Origin of the sequence: Sphingobium sp. TKS (assembly GCF_001563265.1) — a bacterium.
Classification (GTDB): domain Bacteria; phylum Pseudomonadota; class Alphaproteobacteria; order Sphingomonadales; family Sphingomonadaceae; genus Sphingobium.
In genome coordinates this window covers 2,300,413-2,315,862 of sequence record NZ_CP005083.1, presented here as the reverse complement: position 1 = coordinate 2,315,862, position 15,450 = coordinate 2,300,413, and the positions used below count along the sequence as shown (strand labels likewise).

21 protein-coding genes are annotated in these 15,450 nt (G+C 63.1%); 1 reads left to right on the top strand and 20 read right to left on the bottom strand.

Translation table 11 applies throughout. The features are described 5' to 3' along the window. Positions 1–502: 502 nt before the first annotated feature. From K426_RS11655 to K426_RS11625, 6 genes are all read right to left on the bottom strand, one after another. The gene (locus K426_RS11655) at positions 503–802 is read right to left on the bottom strand and encodes a DUF4326 domain-containing protein (RefSeq protein WP_066557159.1); all 300 of its coding nucleotides are present in this window, start codon (positions 800–802) and stop codon (positions 503–505) included. A gap of 427 nt (positions 803–1,229) precedes the next feature. Beyond that, positions 1,230–1,526 carry a hypothetical protein gene (locus tag K426_RS11650; protein ID WP_145907317.1) on the bottom strand — a complete coding sequence of 99 codons (297 nt, stop codon included), beginning with the start codon at positions 1,524–1,526 and terminating at the stop codon, positions 1,230–1,232. 74 nt (positions 1,527–1,600) lie between these two features. Beyond that, on the bottom strand, positions 1,601–2,653 hold the full coding sequence (locus K426_RS11645; protein ID WP_066557154.1) for a DUF2493 domain-containing protein: 1,053 nt from the start codon (positions 2,651–2,653) through the stop codon (positions 1,601–1,603). 95 nt (positions 2,654–2,748) lie between these two features. Then, the gene (locus K426_RS11640) at positions 2,749–3,252 is read right to left on the bottom strand and encodes a DUF736 domain-containing protein (protein ID WP_066557151.1); all 504 of its coding nucleotides are present in this window, start codon (positions 3,250–3,252) and stop codon (positions 2,749–2,751) included. 512 nt (positions 3,253–3,764) lie between these two features. Beyond that, positions 3,765–3,887 (bottom strand): DUF5818 domain-containing protein, encoded by a 123-nt coding sequence (locus K426_RS33085; RefSeq protein ID WP_443018224.1) that lies wholly within the window; start codon positions 3,885–3,887, stop codon positions 3,765–3,767. Between the two features lie 189 nt (positions 3,888–4,076). Further along, positions 4,077–5,426, bottom strand: coding sequence for an IS1380-like element ISSp1 family transposase (locus K426_RS11625; RefSeq protein WP_013039775.1), 1,350 nt, complete (start codon positions 5,424–5,426; stop codon positions 4,077–4,079). 359 nt (positions 5,427–5,785) lie between these two features. Between K426_RS11625 and K426_RS11620 the strand changes: the two genes are divergently transcribed. After that, complete coding sequence (locus tag K426_RS11620; RefSeq protein ID WP_145907315.1) at positions 5,786–6,199, top strand: hypothetical protein; 414 nt, start codon at positions 5,786–5,788, stop codon at positions 6,197–6,199. Positions 6,200–6,213: 14 nt separating this feature from the next. On the opposite strand, the gene K426_RS11615 is transcribed toward K426_RS11620, so the two are convergent. The 14 genes from K426_RS11615 to K426_RS11550 all read right to left on the bottom strand — a co-directional run bounded on the left by K426_RS11615 (position 6,214) and on the right by K426_RS11550 (position 15,111). Then, positions 6,214–6,714, bottom strand: a complete 501-nt coding sequence (locus tag K426_RS11615; RefSeq protein ID WP_066557133.1) for a hypothetical protein — start codon at positions 6,712–6,714, stop codon at positions 6,214–6,216. Between the two features lie 11 nt (positions 6,715–6,725). After that, on the bottom strand, positions 6,726–6,920 hold the full coding sequence (locus K426_RS31300) for a hypothetical protein (RefSeq protein ID WP_145907313.1): 195 nt from the start codon (positions 6,918–6,920) through the stop codon (positions 6,726–6,728). 117 nt (positions 6,921–7,037) lie between these two features. After that, entirely contained in the window at positions 7,038–8,033 is a 996-nt protein-coding gene (locus K426_RS11605) for a hypothetical protein (RefSeq protein ID WP_145907311.1), read from the bottom strand. A gap of 18 nt (positions 8,034–8,051) precedes the next feature. Next, on the bottom strand, positions 8,052–8,249 hold the full coding sequence (locus K426_RS11600) for a hypothetical protein (RefSeq protein ID WP_145907309.1): 198 nt from the start codon (positions 8,247–8,249) through the stop codon (positions 8,052–8,054). Between the two features lie 28 nt (positions 8,250–8,277). Further along, complete coding sequence (locus tag K426_RS11595; RefSeq protein WP_066557124.1) at positions 8,278–8,466, bottom strand: hypothetical protein; 189 nt, start codon at positions 8,464–8,466, stop codon at positions 8,278–8,280. Between the two features lie 129 nt (positions 8,467–8,595). Next, the gene (locus K426_RS11590) at positions 8,596–8,922 is read right to left on the bottom strand and encodes a hypothetical protein (protein ID WP_066557121.1); all 327 of its coding nucleotides are present in this window, start codon (positions 8,920–8,922) and stop codon (positions 8,596–8,598) included. Between the two features lie 149 nt (positions 8,923–9,071). Beyond that, positions 9,072–10,739, bottom strand: coding sequence for an ATP-binding protein (locus tag K426_RS11585; RefSeq protein ID WP_066557119.1), 1,668 nt, complete (start codon positions 10,737–10,739; stop codon positions 9,072–9,074). Between the two features lie 312 nt (positions 10,740–11,051). Then, complete coding sequence (locus tag K426_RS11580; RefSeq protein WP_066557117.1) at positions 11,052–12,053, bottom strand: hypothetical protein; 1,002 nt, start codon at positions 12,051–12,053, stop codon at positions 11,052–11,054. After that, positions 12,050–12,352, bottom strand: a complete 303-nt coding sequence (locus K426_RS11575) for a hypothetical protein (protein ID WP_066557115.1) — start codon at positions 12,350–12,352, stop codon at positions 12,050–12,052. The genes K426_RS11580 and K426_RS11575 overlap by 4 nt, the downstream gene beginning before the upstream one ends. 109 nt (positions 12,353–12,461) lie before the next feature. After that, entirely contained in the window at positions 12,462–12,668 is a 207-nt protein-coding gene (locus tag K426_RS11570; RefSeq protein WP_066557112.1) for a hypothetical protein, read from the bottom strand. A gap of 3 nt (positions 12,669–12,671) precedes the next feature. Continuing rightward, positions 12,672–13,409: a hypothetical protein gene (locus tag K426_RS11565; RefSeq protein WP_066557109.1), complete on the bottom strand. Its 738-nt coding sequence runs from the start codon at positions 13,407–13,409 to the stop codon at positions 12,672–12,674. Positions 13,410–13,412: 3 nt separating this feature from the next. Next, positions 13,413–13,955, bottom strand: a complete 543-nt coding sequence (locus K426_RS32140; protein WP_197672706.1) for a hypothetical protein — start codon at positions 13,953–13,955, stop codon at positions 13,413–13,415. Positions 13,956–13,990: 35 nt separating this feature from the next. After that, the gene (locus K426_RS11555) at positions 13,991–14,452 is read right to left on the bottom strand and encodes a hypothetical protein (RefSeq protein ID WP_066557106.1); all 462 of its coding nucleotides are present in this window, start codon (positions 14,450–14,452) and stop codon (positions 13,991–13,993) included. Between the two features lie 11 nt (positions 14,453–14,463). Next, on the bottom strand, positions 14,464–15,111 hold the full coding sequence (locus K426_RS11550) for a hypothetical protein (protein WP_066557104.1): 648 nt from the start codon (positions 15,109–15,111) through the stop codon (positions 14,464–14,466). Positions 15,112–15,450: the final 339 nt, after the last annotated feature.

Here is a 15,450-nt window from a genome sequence, read left to right as displayed (position 1 = left end):
AAAGAGGCTCTTCCGTCGGCACGGGCGCCGAGCGACGGGGTCAAGGATCGAGCGAAGCCGACCGCGAAGCGGCGGTGGGGGTCACGATTTTCTTTGGCGGTTAGCCAAGGTCGGGGAAGAGACGCTGACGCTCGAACCGCCAAAGAAAATGGTGGGGCCCCGCCGTCCTTGAGGCCGGCGCGGTCCCGTGCCACGCTAAGAAGACTTGAGAGAGAGGAGGAGGCTTGCGAATCGGGGGCTCGATGCCCCTGATTCGCAATGGGTGCGGCTTGGCGCGACCTGGGAGTCAAGGATCGCGAGCCTGTCCGCGACCGCGAAGCGGCGGTGGGGGTCACGATTTTCTTTGGCGGCCCTCCAAAGTCGAAGGAGCGCGCCTCCGCCTGATCCGCCAAAGAAAATGGTGGGGCCCCGCCGTCCTTGACGCCCCTCGGCGCTCCAGCGCCCTAAAATGGGACTGAGAACGCTGCAGAGCCGCCAGGCTCGGCAGGTTCTCGATCATGGGTCATGCCGCCGCTCCCCACCATGCGATACGCTCTTCGCGCGTGGCGTTCGCAAGCCGTCGCAGCACATCGCCATGACATGCCAGCGGCGCGCAGAAGCACACGAGATCCCTGCCGCGCAGTTCGTCCAGCGCGCGCAATAGATCGTGCCGCGTGCGCAGCCAACGCTCATATTTCGCGATGACAGTCGCGCGATCCCCGTCCCGTCCGATGACGAACGGATTGCCCCATTTGCTGCCGCGTCCGATATAGACCGCGCCACGCGGCAATCCGACCACGCGCTTGTTGAGCACCCTGCACATGCTTGCCTCCTTCAACACTGATCGATGAGGCTCATCCCCGGCACGGGCTCTGAGCGTAGGGGTCAAGGATCGCGAGCCTGTCCGCGACCGCGAAGCGGCGGTGGGGGTCACGATTTTCTTTGGCGGCCCTCCAAGGTCGAAGGAGCGCGCCTCCGCCTGATCCGCCAAAGAAAATGGTGGGGCCCCGCCGTCCTTGAGGCCGGTGCTGACCCCGTGCCATCCTTGGAAGAGTTGAGAGAGAGGAAGAGGCTGCGATTCGGGGGGTTCGACGCCCCTCGGATCGCACGGGTAACGCGGGCGCTTCGTCCGTGTCGGCCGTGCTGCGCTCGCCAAGGCGAGGCTGCCGACACTTCGCGCGCAGCAAAAAAAGGGCCGGCGCGCGAAGCCGCGGCCGGCCCATCGAGTAGCATCGAGATGATCGCGGGTATCAGGTGAGCCAAACCGGGCGCGGTCGCGCGCCCTCGTTAAGGCGATCGCTCTCCAGCAGGGAAACCAGATCGTCCGGTATGGCCGCATAGGGGCGCACCGCCTCGATGGCTGCCCGGACTTCCGGCAGTTCAGCATAATCGGTGCCGACCCAAAGGATGATATCGTCCTCGTCGTCGTCCCCGCCGGGCCGCGACACCACGGCGAAGAAGGTCGCCAATGGGGGATCCCATCCGATCGCGACAGCGAGTGGATGGGGACCGTCATTGAGCAATGGTGGAAGGGTGTGCCGGCTCATGACCACCTCCGTTGGAGGGAAGAGCCGGCCACGGAGTGACCGGCTCGATATTCTACGCGGATAATGGGCCTTCGTTAGGCCGCCGCAGAGAGTTGATCGGCCTGCGAACGTCTTCCGAAGCCCCGAGCGGCAGGCCTTGGCAGGGGCAGCTGCGTGTCCGGAGCCTGATCAACCTTGCGGAAAGCATGGATGGGAACGCCCGCCTTCCGCAGTGTTTGATAGAGGTTGGCCTGAAGTCCGGAGCCCTCGCAGAGGACCGCCTCGACCGGTTTCAGTTCGGCAAGCTTGCGGTTACGTGTGAAGGCGGTCTTCTTGCCCGTCCCGTAGAGGCCATAGGCAACCACGGGCACTCGGGCGTCGGCGCGGGCAGCCCATGCAGCGGCGATCGCGTCGGCTCCCTTGCGCTGGCCTGTCGTGACCAGCGTCATGTGCGGAACGCGCGCATGGACCTCGTCGAGCTTGCGCCAGAGCATCTCCCAGTCGTGCCACTGCGCCGGCCCCGAGAAGACGACGATCGGCCCTTGCGGGACATGCTTCTCGCGTTCGGCGAGCGCACGTTCCCGCAGGAAGTCCTGGGCCGCGATCACGCTTGCCGTCGAGGCAGAGGATGCGCGTGAGCCGCGGGCCGGCGACCAAGGCCAGCCGGACTGCGCACGATACATTTCGGCGGCATAGTCGCGCATGCATTCGATCGCGTCGCGTTGCTCGGTGGTCGATCGGCACAGGAGCTGCTTTTCTTCGAGCTGGCTGCTGAACACCTCGCTCATGTCGGGACGGCGCACCATGTCGCCGATCTCCGAAGCGAGACTGTCCTCGCGGCGCTCCAGCTTCGTCGCGACGAAGTGGAAGCTGTTCACGAACCCCCAAGCGATCTCAGGGGCGAGCGCTTCGAGCCGTGTTCCGGCGAACAGATCGAAGATGGCGGCGATGATGCCACCGCATTCCGCCTGCGCCGCGAAGGGGTTCGGCATATCATGTTCGCCCGGCTCTTCACCGGGCTCGACGATCGAGAGCGGGATCGGATCACCAAATGACGCCTGAAACTCGGGCGTCGCGATCTGTTCTGCGTAAAGTTCCTTGAGGTCCGCCAAGCTGCTGACGCGGCGCGACTGTGCCTTGCTGGCCATGATGCAATTCCTTCGGATCTGGGGAAGCCAAAGGGCCGGAGAAGCGGCTCAGCGCTCCCCCGGCCCGGCTGAGGCTGAGATTCAGCCCTTGGTGCTCAGGAGAACGGGATGTCGTCGTCGAGATCCGCACCCGCGCCGACCAGCGAGCCGTCGTCGCCGGCCGTGCTCTCCCCGAAGCCGCCGCCAGCACGCTCATCATAGCTGCGCTGCGGAGATCCGAAGCCGCCACCGAGCGGGCTGTTGGCGGGCGTAGCGCCGAAGCCTCCGCCAAATTCGGCGCGGACGGTCTCGCGACGCCATGCGATCATGAAGCCGCCATTCTCGGTCGGGAACAGGGCGACCGGCAGCGGTTCAGGCAGGCTCGGATCGTCGATGCTGCCCGCGAGGAACTCCTCGCCCGTGCGCTTTGAATAGGCCTTCCACAGGGCGCCGATCTGCACCCAGCGGCGCGCCACGTTGAGGGCAACGACTTCGCATACGGGTGCGCGCTCGTTGTCGCTCTCGACCATCCGCAGACCAATGCGGGGGAGGTCGATCGTGCGAGTGGCGATCGATCCCATCAGACGACCGTTCACGTTCCGAATTTCACCGATATTCATGGACTTAACCTTTCGAGTATCGCTCGGAACTCATTTCCGGCGACACTCTCTCAAGTCCTTCTCTCCTCTATGGCGCGGACGGCTCCGCCTGGCGCGCCGCTGCGGCTGGCGCGCCTTGTTCGCCGCCAGTCCTCTTCATGGCCGCGTGGTTCGCCGTCTGGATTGATGAGGCTGGAGAGACTCCAACTCGGGATTATCGATGCAGCGAGGTGGTATCCGCGGACGATCCCGGCGACGTCGAAGATCCCGGGAGCAGCAGGCGTGATGCAAAACGCGAAACGTCATCCACGCGGCGGACACGCGCCGCGCGACCGCCCTCCCCACCGCAGCTTTCCTTACCTCACCCGCGCGACCACCAAATTTGCTGGGATCGGCTTGCTACCTTGGAGCGCGCAGGAGGCGCGCATGTCGCACTACTTCGGGGAAAGGTTCTGGTAAGCCAAAATGGCTTGCCGATTGGTTTCGCATCGGTCGCGAGGCAGGTCGTGCTCAAGATCGGCGAGTGTGACCGACTAGACGGTTGCCGACCCGATCCAGACGAGCTTGAGGAGGTCCGGTCCGGACATCCGGCCTTCGACGATGACGCGGGTTCCATCGTGGACGGTATGGTCATCAGAGGTCGCAAGGCGGACTATTTCGCCGTCATCGGTCTCTAGCCTCTCTTATTCACGACGCTCGGTTTCGGGCCCGCTCTGGGCATTTGCTGCGGCTGGCTGTATTGCGCGGACGACCGGCATCGCTGGCGTTTGTTTCACCGCATTCGGATTGATGGGCTTTTCGGGTTGAAGGGCTGGGCTCGGAGTTCTGCGGCGCTGCCGCATGGGCTACGTCGGCGCAGGCTTCAGCCGGAGAACGAGGGCGCGGAACAGGTCGGCATCCGGACAGGCGGAAGCGAAGGCAATGCGGATGCGGCTAGCACTTTCTACGACGCGCGCAGCGACCTTGAGCAGCCGCAGGCGCAAGGTGGTAAACTCCGCGCTTGCCAGAGCAGCGGTCCTGGGCATCGCCTGCTGGATGCGCCATAGCAGCCAGTATGCGGCAGTGTGCAGTATCAGGCGCATCTGATTGGCATTGGCCGAGCGGCACGAGGTTCGGTCGCTGGCGAGCTGGGACTTGTGGCGCTTGATCAGGTTCTCGGCCTGACCACGCGCGCAGTAGAGCGTGTCGTAGATGTGCTCGGCCGATCCTGTTGCCAACGAGGTGACGACATAGCGGATGTCCATGCCCAGCGTGCTGGCCTCGATCCGTGCAACGACGCGACGCTGGCACTTCCAGGTCTTTGCCCCATAGCGGGTCTCGGCATAGTTGCGCAGGACGGGACACTGACGCTGGGCGCGCTTGACCGCGCAGGCATCGGCGACCGCAACAATGGCGGGATCGGCGCGCAGCGCTGAATTGGTGGGCAGGCCGAACACGTAATCGACGCGGGCCGCATCGCAGTAGGCCATGACCTCGGGTCGACCATAGTGCCCGTCGCCGCGGATAGTGATGTGGGTATCGGGCCAATTACGGCGCAGGTGACGCACCAGGCGTCGGATGTGCCCCGCCGCCTCCTTTCCAGAAGGCGTCTTGCCTGTGCGCAGCAGCATGGCCACCGGCCTGCCGGTCGCGGTGTCGTAGATATGGATCGGTAGGAAGCAGCGCTCCCCATGATGCCCGTTCCAGAACGAGAGCTGTTGATAGCCATGCACGACGTCGCACGTGTCGTCGATATCCAGCGTGACCGCTGTCGGAGGGGCGGGATAGCTGGCGCAGTAGATGTCGATCATCGCGGCCATCATGCTGGCCAGTTCGCGCGTAGTCGGTGCATTTTCCCACCGGCTCATCGTCGGTTGGCTGGCCAGCCCCGCGCCCGATTCCGGCAGCTTGCCGAGCGCCAGGCGGAAGCCTGGATCGTCGCGCAGAGCATCGAGATCATCGGCATCCTCATAGCCGCACGCAATCGCGAACACACGGGCACGCAGAATGTCATCCAGGCGATGGATCACCCGCGCTGGATCGCGCGGATCGGCAATACAAGCCGCCAGGCGCTGGCAAATCCCCATCGCGCGCTCGGCCTGTGCAAGCAGTAGAACACCGCCATCCGAGGTAAGCCGGCCACCGTCGAACGCAGCTGTGATTTTCTTGCGGCCGACTGCTGGGAATCCAAATGAGCTTGCGATATCATCGTTCATGGCGGGTGTGGCCCGTGGCATTTTCTGCCCTGCGGCAGGTTCGGCTTAGACACCCAGTTCCTAATTCAGATCAGAGGCTTACGCCACTCCCGCCAACCCTTCAGGACACTTTTGGTGAATAAGGCGGGCTAGGACCGAACTGCGTCCGTTTGATCGAAGTATGCCCGTCAGCCGACGATATGGGCCGTTCGTCATGGCCGAATCACAGGCGGACGCGGCCGTGATGCGCCTGTTCGGAGATGGCGCGAGTGGATCGTAGGCATCATGTTCAGTATTCCCTCTCGATTGCGATGTGCCACGCGTGAGCCGATTCTTGCAATCGCGTTCCGATTATGTTCTTAACGGACATGGAGGAAACCATGATTGCTTCGCTGCTACGGACCTATGATTTCAACCTGCCTCTGCTTGATGTGATCGAGGATCCTGAGACGGATGAACGGCAGCGGCAGCTTGCATCCCTTTCGCTGCGGCAGGGTCTGGATGGCGGCTATTATGATAGCCAAGAACTGGCGGATCTGGTGCTCGGTGTGGCTTCCGATCATGATCTGGGCCTCGATATGCTGGAGAGCGACGCTGCTCGGGACCTGATGGAACTGATCGACCGCCCGGGGTGCCACTATCAGCGAAGCCTCCACGATGCCTTGGCGGATTTGACCTTTGTGGAGGCGCTGGCATATCTGCGGTGGCTTTCCGACCTGATGGGCGTGCGCGCCGACATGTATCGCGTGATCAGGGCGGCGGGTGCACCGATGCCCGTCTTGCCGAACGGATAGGACCGCACCAACGCTCAGGCGTTTCCCTCGTTATCAGCGAGATATTTGATCTGCAGCACCTGCTGCGTCCCGAGCGTTTCCAAGAGAAGCATTTCGGTGGCTTCCAAGTCGGCGAGGGTCGCGAAGAGCTCGATCGTATAAATTTCGCGTGCGAATTGATCGCTCTCGGACGGGACCAGGGAACGGTAAGCCGCGGGCCAGCAGCACAGCAATAGCCAAGGCCATGCGGGCCCTGGAGGCGCATAGCGGGCGAAGATGATGTCTTCGGTCAGGAGAGCCGAGGACCGCCGATCGAAGAGGTTCGGCGGAATCGCGGTTGGGCGCTCGGCGTGGAGAAACGCTTCCATCTCCAAGAGTTCTGTCGGGGTCTCGAGGATGATGGGATAGTAGCGGCCCATCGGGAGGGTTGGCGCGGCGAAGCGCGGCGGTATGTCGATCAGGAGGATGTCGGGGAGCGTCGGAAGGGCTCGGACATACAGCATCCGGTGCGCGGCGAGTTCGTCAACGAGACGCATATTGGCGCTCTTCAGGAGCGCCCGCCGACGTGGTGCTTATGCGCCTGAATGAGGTTGTAGAGATGATTCCCTGCTCGAACCGCGATCACGCGCCCTTCAAAGGTCAGGTCTATGCCGACGCCGAGGCGATTGCAGAGGTCTGTTGCTTCGTGACACGCGTCGGAGAGGTTCGTCGACGGGCCAGCATGGGCGGTGAAGATTATCACGGCGTCCTCCTAGTCGATCCGATATGCGCAGTTATCAAATCAGGATTTGATCGGTAGATGGTCAGGTCTCACCATAATGAAGCGTGCCGAGGAGACATCAATCATTCGCTCGCTTGATCAGGCCGCGCGGCGCTCAAGGATCGCGTCCACGGGCTCGGCGCCAGCGTTGAAACGATCAAGCCAGCTCCGCAGCGGCTCGCGCTCTTCGACCGGCACGAACGCGGCGGCATCCTGGAAGCGGATGAGATCGGCTGGCGCATTGGCGACGATATTGTCGATGTCGCTGGCTGGAAGCAGTCCTTCGATGCGAATGAACTCCGTCATCGAGCCTGGATGAGCTTCGCGGCCGCGCATCCCTTTGGTGCCTTTCCGCCAGAGACCGTCGATAGTGCGCAGACGTGGCGCTGCGCGCGCCTCGAGCAGAACGATCAAGCGGAGGCACCAGGGCGGAAGTGTCCTGATCTCTGAAGGGCGAGCTGCGAGACAGCATATACAGGCGCTCTTGTGGGGAACCGGCAAGCCCTCCTCCGTAATGCGGCGGATGCAGTCTTCGCGGGTCCAACTCCATTCGCGAAGAGGATATCGATAATCGTAGCGATCATCGACATGGCCTTCACGATGGGCATAGCGTCGACTGTCTGCGGGTGAGGAATCATAGCCGATCAGTTTGAGCACCTTTGCGCCCGTGGCCCAGGTGCGCTGGGCCGGCTCCCACTCCTCTACCCATTTGTTTTGAGGCTGAATTTTCCATTTCTGGCTGCAGGTGTGGTTCACGCCAAAGCTGATCGAGGGCAGCGTACCGTTGGTGAGGCAATTCTCGATGATCGTGTAATATGGCGGCCAGTTCTTGAAGCGCTTTGGCTGATAGCGGACGATGTGATTGGGAATTCCGCGATCATTCATCCATTTTTGGAAGATCGGCAGAAAGGCGTAGGTCTCGGGCCTTTCTGCGCCAGGGTCGGCTGCAATCACGGCATCGAGGCGATATCGACGTGCCGCCCACTCGATGATCATGGCAGTGCTGTCGACACCCATGCCCCAGGCCGCGACGACGGGAGACGAAAAATCGGGGGCGTGCGCCATCGGTGGCGCAGAAGGCGCATTGATTGGCATGGCGAAATTTCCGAAAGGTCAGGCGGCCGGCGGCGAGGGCCGCATGGAAATGATTTCGAGGCGTTGGGCTTCGGCGGGCGCGGTGTTCTGAACGCGTTGGCGTGGCGGTATGTCGAGGCGGACGTAATATTCGTTCACGCTGTTTTTCCGGAGGACGATGTCCTCCCGGTTCTTGATGCGGTCATCGCCGATTCGTGGACGTTCACGGATGCGCATGCGTTGGCCGATGCATATCCGGCGGTGCTCAGGCGACACGGGTGACCAGATCGTGGGTGTCGGCCGGCGGAATGGCGGTGACGCGATAAGGCTGTGTCGGGTCGCCGGTTTGGATGACGAACTGATGCCTGCCGGTCGCATCGCGCCGCTGCACGGCGACCGCATAGGCATGCTCGAACGAGGCAAGCCTCGCGCGTAGCGGGGACCAGGCTGACATAGTGATTTCCTTGCTTCGTGGAGGTGGCGGAGGGGCATTGCTGCCTCCGGTCTCATTTGCGACAGCGCTACCGTAGCCCTGACCCACTCCCTTCCACACGATGAGCGCGAGGCCGCGGTGGAGCAGCGCTCATCGCACGGCTTCGAGCAACGCGGAGAGCTGCGCGAACGTCCGCGCCTTGAGGGAAGGCAGGTTGTGGTCGCGACACCAGGCGACCCACACGTCGACGTTCCGCGAGACGGAGTAGACCCGTCCCGCGCCATCCCATGCCCGATAGGGTGCGTGGGAGTAATGGGCGCGGAAGCGGCGCTTTTCGATATTATAGGGAATGAAGGCCACGGAACGTCTCCATTCAAGCCGGCTGGTCGGGCCACCGGGCATATTGGGCGGGACGTAAGCGTCGAAGGGATTGCCGTCGGTGACGCTCAGATGTGGCAGTCGATAACGGTGAGCCATGCTGACGGCGGAAGACTGTCGAGCATCTTGGCCACTTCTGCGTCCCAAATATGGGCCGGCATGTCTCCGTGGGACAGGCCGAACCAGCCCATTTCGCCCCATTCATGCCGTTCGCCGTCCTTTACTTACCCGCTTTGAGGCCGAAGGCGTCATGCAGGACTAGCGAAACTTAGGGAGAGGTCATTGTAGGAAGCGCTTAATTCGATTTTGCGATCCTTGGGGATCAGCCAGAGTATTTCCTCACGCACCGCATTGCGGATGCGCTCGAGAAGCGCTTCCTCTTCACCGAGGAGCAGTTTGTTGGCGAGATTCCGGGCATATCGTTCAAAGTCGCGGTGCTGCGTGTCCCAGCTGTCGCAGTCGCTATCGTCATTGTGCCAGAAGCAGCATAATTCCATCAGCCACGCGAGGCTCGAGGGCTTTACCGAGGCCCCTTCCCTGACGAAGATGATCGCGTCATCAAGGTCGGATCCATCATTGCGACAGACCAACATGTCGAGGGAAAAGCCGAGAAGCGCAATCGGGTCGTCATATTTTCCGGAACGGGCGATGGGGACGATCAGTCTGATGTCGGCGACGCGGCCGGACAGAGTCTCCGTCGGCAGCATATGTTCTTCGTCATAGGAAAACTGGTGGTCGCCCCGATTGATCGTGAAAGACAAGCCCGTCACGCGAGGCAGTTCGTCGTACCAGCTATAGCCTTCGAGGCTGCGTTCTGCGCGGACCGGTTGATAGCCGAGCGGCAGGCCTTCCTGGAGAAGCGCCTGAGCCGCGCATTGTTCGATGTCGGGTTCATGGGCCGGCATGATGATCATGGGCTCGTCGGCGACGTGTCGACCGATTTCGTTTCTGTACCCTTCGGCGCTCGTTGGTTTCCAGGATTCGAGCCATGGGGCTGCCTCGGCGAGTATGATGTCGAGTTCGCCTGCCCTCGTCCACGAGGCAAATGAGAGGCGATGCTGCGCTTCCAGGGCAATAGTGCGATAGATCGCCGCTTCGATCTCAAGCCGGAGATCGTCGAGGGCTGCATTTTCGACCATCTCTTTGCGAGCAGGCAGCACCAACTGGAGTGTCGGCGCGTCGACTATGTCGATCTTGGCGATCCACTTGTGGGGAGCATCGATTTCGGACACAGTCGGAAGGTGGCACGGCACTTTGACGCCATGGAAGTTGATGCGCGGCGGATGTGGCGGTTCGTGTTCGTGATCACGGAAGATGCCGATCCGACATCCGTTCCAGTCCTCGACGCGGTGTGCCTTGGAGAGAAAATCGGCGCGCGGAAGCTCCCGCCCCCGGAAACGGACCGGAAGCGGATAATAGAGGGCAGCGTCCTTAATAGCGCCATCGAGTTGCTGTGCCCACGCGGCGGGCATGGCAATCAGGAAGGCGGTGCCCCGGGTGATTTCGCAGGGCTCGACGGCAACCGGAACCGAACCAAGCCACGCGTCCGCCGAAATATCGGCCTGCCATCCCTGCGCCGCGCTGCTGGAGAAGGAGCGGATTCTTACGCGCTGACCGGCAAGGCTGAACACGCCCATGCCAGCCGGGTCTTCACGGCGAACGAGATCCGCGCCCCAGTCCGATTGACCAAGCGTGAGGATCGTTGTCGGGTCATCGATTCCAGAACCATCATCGCTGATGAGGAGGGTCGGTTGTCCGTCGAATTGGGCGATATCGACGTCGATCCCGGTCGAGCGGGCGCGCCGGGAGTTTTGAAGCATCTCGTTGAGAACGTCGGTGATCGTACCGTTGAACAGGCGCGTGACCTTGGTGATCGCGTCCTGGCTGACGCGTGCTGAGATTGTGCTGGGTAGCATTTGGTCGCTCCTTGGCCTCAGACCCAATCGGTCCAGCCCGTTCCCCCCGCCTTTCTTCCCAAGGCCCTGGAGGTTCGGCGGCCGGTGGGTGCAGATTGGCGTTGCCGGCGCGAGCGCCTGCTCAGCGCGTTTCGGGGATAACCCGCTCGCATGGGTTCGTAGGGGCAATTGGCGGGTTGCCCGCAGCAAACGCATGGGTCCCCGGGGCGCCTGCATTCGGCTGTCCACGCTTGTCCGAGTTCTTGCGGACAGGCGGAGGGACCGTGAATGTTGGAAGCCTCGTCGGGCAGCGCCAACGGCCGTCGACGATATTCAGTCCGGCGGCGAGAGTTCGGGCGAGGGATCGCTGTCGCCAGGGATCGGATCGACGTTGCTGCCGATGCCCCCCTCCCTTTTCAGCATCTCTTCTTCGTCGGCGAAGATGGCGATCCGGGGGCCGGGCTTCCTGCCGCGGCGGCGTGCCTCGTCGGCGAGCGCCTTCATCATTGTTGCGGCGGCCATGCCGATGGCGTCGGAGTCAAGCGTCAAGTCATGATAACGCTGATAGAATTCGGCGTCAGCCGCCTGAAGCTGTGCGACGGAAACCGGGTTGTCCCGCAGGCGGTTGATAAGGTCGGTCAGATAGGTCGCGAAATCGAGGCCGGCACTGAACGGGGCCTCGTGCAGAACGCAGATCGCCGAATGAAGCTCGGCGATTGCCGACCAGGCACGCTCCTCGACAGCGTCGCGGCCAGCGATGGCACGGCGCTGGCGAAGCAATGCCGGCGACCAGATCGTTGTGCCCACAGGTTTCGGCATCGCCGCGACCGCCGCGCGCCACCCGGCATCGGTGAGCTCGTCGGGCGCGACCGGAAAATAGAAATCGTCGATACCCTTCAGGCACTCGAGGGTATGGATTCGGGCGCCGATGGCGTCGTCGTCGAAGAAGGCATCGGGATGATCGACCCGAAGGCCTGCGGCCAGTTCGAGCGGATCGAGGCGGTAGAAGGGCGGCTCGGGAAGCGCGGGCGGAATAATTCGCGATTTATAGACGTCGATCAGCGGGCGGTTGGCGGCTCCCTCCGAAAGGCCCGGCACGGCCGACGCCAGCGCCCGCCACGCCGCTTCGGGAAATCCCGGCAGCGGAACGATATAGCAGAGGGCGCCACTGTCATCGCCATCGATGGCGTTTATACATGCCCCCTGCCGGACAGCATGGGCGACATCGGGATCGAAGTCGATGAAGCGCAGCGCGGAAAGTTCGAAGCTGCTGAGCGCTACATGGACGGCAGCCGTATCCGGCGTGGTCGCTGTGTCGAGGACCGCCGCGTTCATGCTGCAGCCACCAGCTGGGCTGGGTGGCTCACGTCATGCTCGATCTTGAGGCGAGCCTTGTCGAATCCGGCAGGCTTTCTGCCCGAGTTGCGGACATGAACGACCGTCGCAACGAAGCTTCGACCGGTCGCGCGCAGACGGTCGCCGGCCTCGTCGAGCCTCATTCTTACCTCGGCAAGTTTCGTCGCTTCGAACTGTTCGCGGAGAATCGGCTTGAACGGTTCGAACTTCACGAAGCGGACGCCGTTGATGGGTGGGCCAAATTCAGCGTCGTGGGCGATGATCAGGAATCGGGACATGGATGTTTCCTCTGGCTTGAGGGGAGAGATGCGGCGGGGCCCGTGCCGGCCCTCCGATCGCCCTTGCCTTCCCTCCTTCCCTTCCCCCGATCACCGGATCGCAGCCCCATCACGCGGACGGCCGTGTCATCGACGATGGGCGGAGATCCGGCGAGACGGTCACATCGATTTTCGACGCACCGCGGTGCCGCCTTTCGACGGCAGCCTGCGCGAGGCGCAAGGCATCGTCGATGTCGTCGGCGTCGATGGTGTCGGACCAACGTCCGAGGTTTCCGCTTCGCGTGCAATAGCGGGCGGTTGCGAAGAATTTCCCCATGGTTCAGGCCTCGGATGTGTCTGCGATCGCGGCTTCCAGCCGGGCGATCCAGTCGGGATCCAGCGTCAGCGCGTCGCCGGCCCACTGGTTGACGATGGCTTCGACGGGATCATGGTCGTCCTGGGGGACGAGAGTGATGTCGTCGTCGTCAGCCCCTTCGGTTTCATAGTCGACAGTGTGGAGAATGACCGGCCTGTTCGTGACGACGCCGGAGACGAGGCCACCTTCGAGGGCAACCACGATTCGCGGGATCTCCGTGGATGTGCCGGCGGCGTTCAGGCGTTCGCAAAGAGCGTCGATCTCGCTGGTGTCGATCGTCCTGAACGCAGCGCCATCGGTGGCGACATCGAGCAGTTCTTCCGGACAGCCCTGCTGCTGCAAAAGGCGCAAGGCGGCGAGAAGGGCACCGAGCTCGCGGTCGTCGACGACGGGGAACGAAATCGGATCCTCCACATGCGCGCGTTCGATCCAGACGTTGCAGTCGGCCTTGGCGGCGAGGTCCTCGGAGGCGAGAGACCCAGGATCGTGGCTCTCTTGCAGAAGGCGCTCACGCTGTGCCTCGTGGAGCCCCTGCTGCCATCCATCGGTCGGAACAGGCGGAAGCCTGTCGCGGTCTATGGAGTCCCGCAGGAGATTGACCATTTCGGCGGCCGCTTCTCGCGCGGCCCGAAAGGTTCCGAAATGGCGGCGAAGGATAGACGGATGCGCGAAATGCCGGCCGCTTGTGACATAGATGAGCATCGTTCAATCCTCCTCGAAAATCGGGTTGAGGGTGATGGCGGCGCTGGCGCGGACAAGGCTGAAGCTTGGGATCGCGGCCGCGACGGCTTCATCGGGCGCGGGCTGGTCGACGCATTCGATGGATTGGAGAAGCAAGCCGGCGAGATGCTGCGCAGAGGTGAGCCCATCGCCGGTGCGAACGATCGCCGAAAGCTGCATCGGAATCTGAATGAGAAACGATTGTCGCGATGCGCTGTCCTGGGCCAGGCGAGGAGCGCTGGGGTCGGACCAGTCGACATTGTCGATGATCCAGGCAGGAACGAAATCCCAGTCGAAGCAGAACTGGTAGTCCGAGCCGATCCGAGCCCAGGCGGCATCGACTACCGGCGTCCATCCGATCACGAGCAGCCGGACGGCAGCTGTTCCGAGCGTGCCGAAAGCATTCTGAATGGCGGCGCCACGCGCGATGCAGTCGGCGTCGACGCCGCGATAGTCGCGCATTGCGAGCACGGCTTCCCAGAGGCAAGCGGCGGTCTCGAGTGCGAAGTCGCTGGTGGCGGATATCATCGTTTCTACTCCAGTGAACTGAGCTGGACGCGCGATCAGGCTGCTTGCCGGGCGCAGTCGGCGGCGAGGCCGAGGTCGGATGCCGTCGGCATCGAGGGATTTGCTGCGAGCCGATCGAAAGCGGCGGTGAGATCCTTGATCGATGTCCAGGTGCATGCGTTCCCTGGATCGCTGTCGAGGAGGAAGACGACGGGCAGGAGGTCCGCAGTCATTTCAGGGAAGATGGTGCGTACCGCCGCGGTCTCGAGACGCTTGGCCAGCAGGCCGATATCGGCCGCCAGTGCGCGCCGTCGGCCATCGGGAATGAGGAAATAGCGGTCCGGTGCGATGATTTGGGCCAGGCGAACACAGGCCAGGCGACCCGCCACGCGCGGTGCGGCAACGCAGCTGACCAAAGCGCGTCGATCCGTGCCGATATCCTCGGCAGGGACCAGGGCGCGATATTCATAAAAGGGCAGCGTCCCGCGGATGCGGGTCCGTGTGACGATAATGTCCATGGGAGATTTCCTCAGGCTACGAGCCGAGCGGGCGCAGCGTCGGGTTCTGTGAGGTGGAGTTCGCGGCGCAGTCGCGCGGCGAAGCGATCGCACTGGAGGAGGTCATGGACCGATGCCCAGCGATTCCGATCGCCGCAGTGGTCCTTGCGGCCCTTGACCCGGCGGAACATGACCTCATGACCGGGACCGAGGGCGCTGAGACTCAGCTGGACGTAGACTTCCTCACCATGCAGGGTGATATCGCCGCTGGCTGCCGGTCCGGCCTTGTTCGAACGGATGTCGTAGCTGTCATCGGCAAGACCGAGCGCCGCGGCGAGCCGCTTGAGGGCCTTGCGGCCGTCGCTGTGGAAGAGCTTCTTGGCGGGCGCATCGTAGCTGACGCCCTTGTGCGCGAGCGCGATCAGCGCGGGCCGGCGCCGAAGCTCGGCAACTGCGTCCATGCAGGCGCGACGCAGGGTCGTATCGTTGGCGCCGAGTCCAGCGGCGACCGTTCCAAGGTGCCGTGCGAGCAGCAACACCGCAGGATCGGTGTCCGAGGATTTGCCGGCGTTGCGGCAGTCCTCGATGGCGGCGGTCAGCGCATGGAGGCAGGCCGACAAGGTCGTGAGGGCGGCAGGATCGAGCGCCTGTTGGAAGCGAAAAGCGATATCGTAGGACACGGAGGTGGCTCCCGGCGTACGGACGCGTCGTCACGCCCGCCCATCGCCCCCCCTCTCCGCTTCCCTTCGCGACGCGCGGATGTTCGAACCAACGACGCGCGAGAATCCGGATTGGGCAATGGATGGTTCAGAAGAGCCTGTCGCGGAAAGCGTTGAGGCGCCCGAGGCGGAGATTTCATCCAAAATGGCGCGTCAACTGTTGATGGCTGCAGGCGTTGTGGCAATATTGGCTTGGCGCTGAGCTTGAACCGCCGGATCAGCCGGCGCCGATGCTTGCTGGAGAAACTTGCCGGATGATGTCGAAACATGCGACGTCTGGAGCTCTTCTCGAGAGCGGAT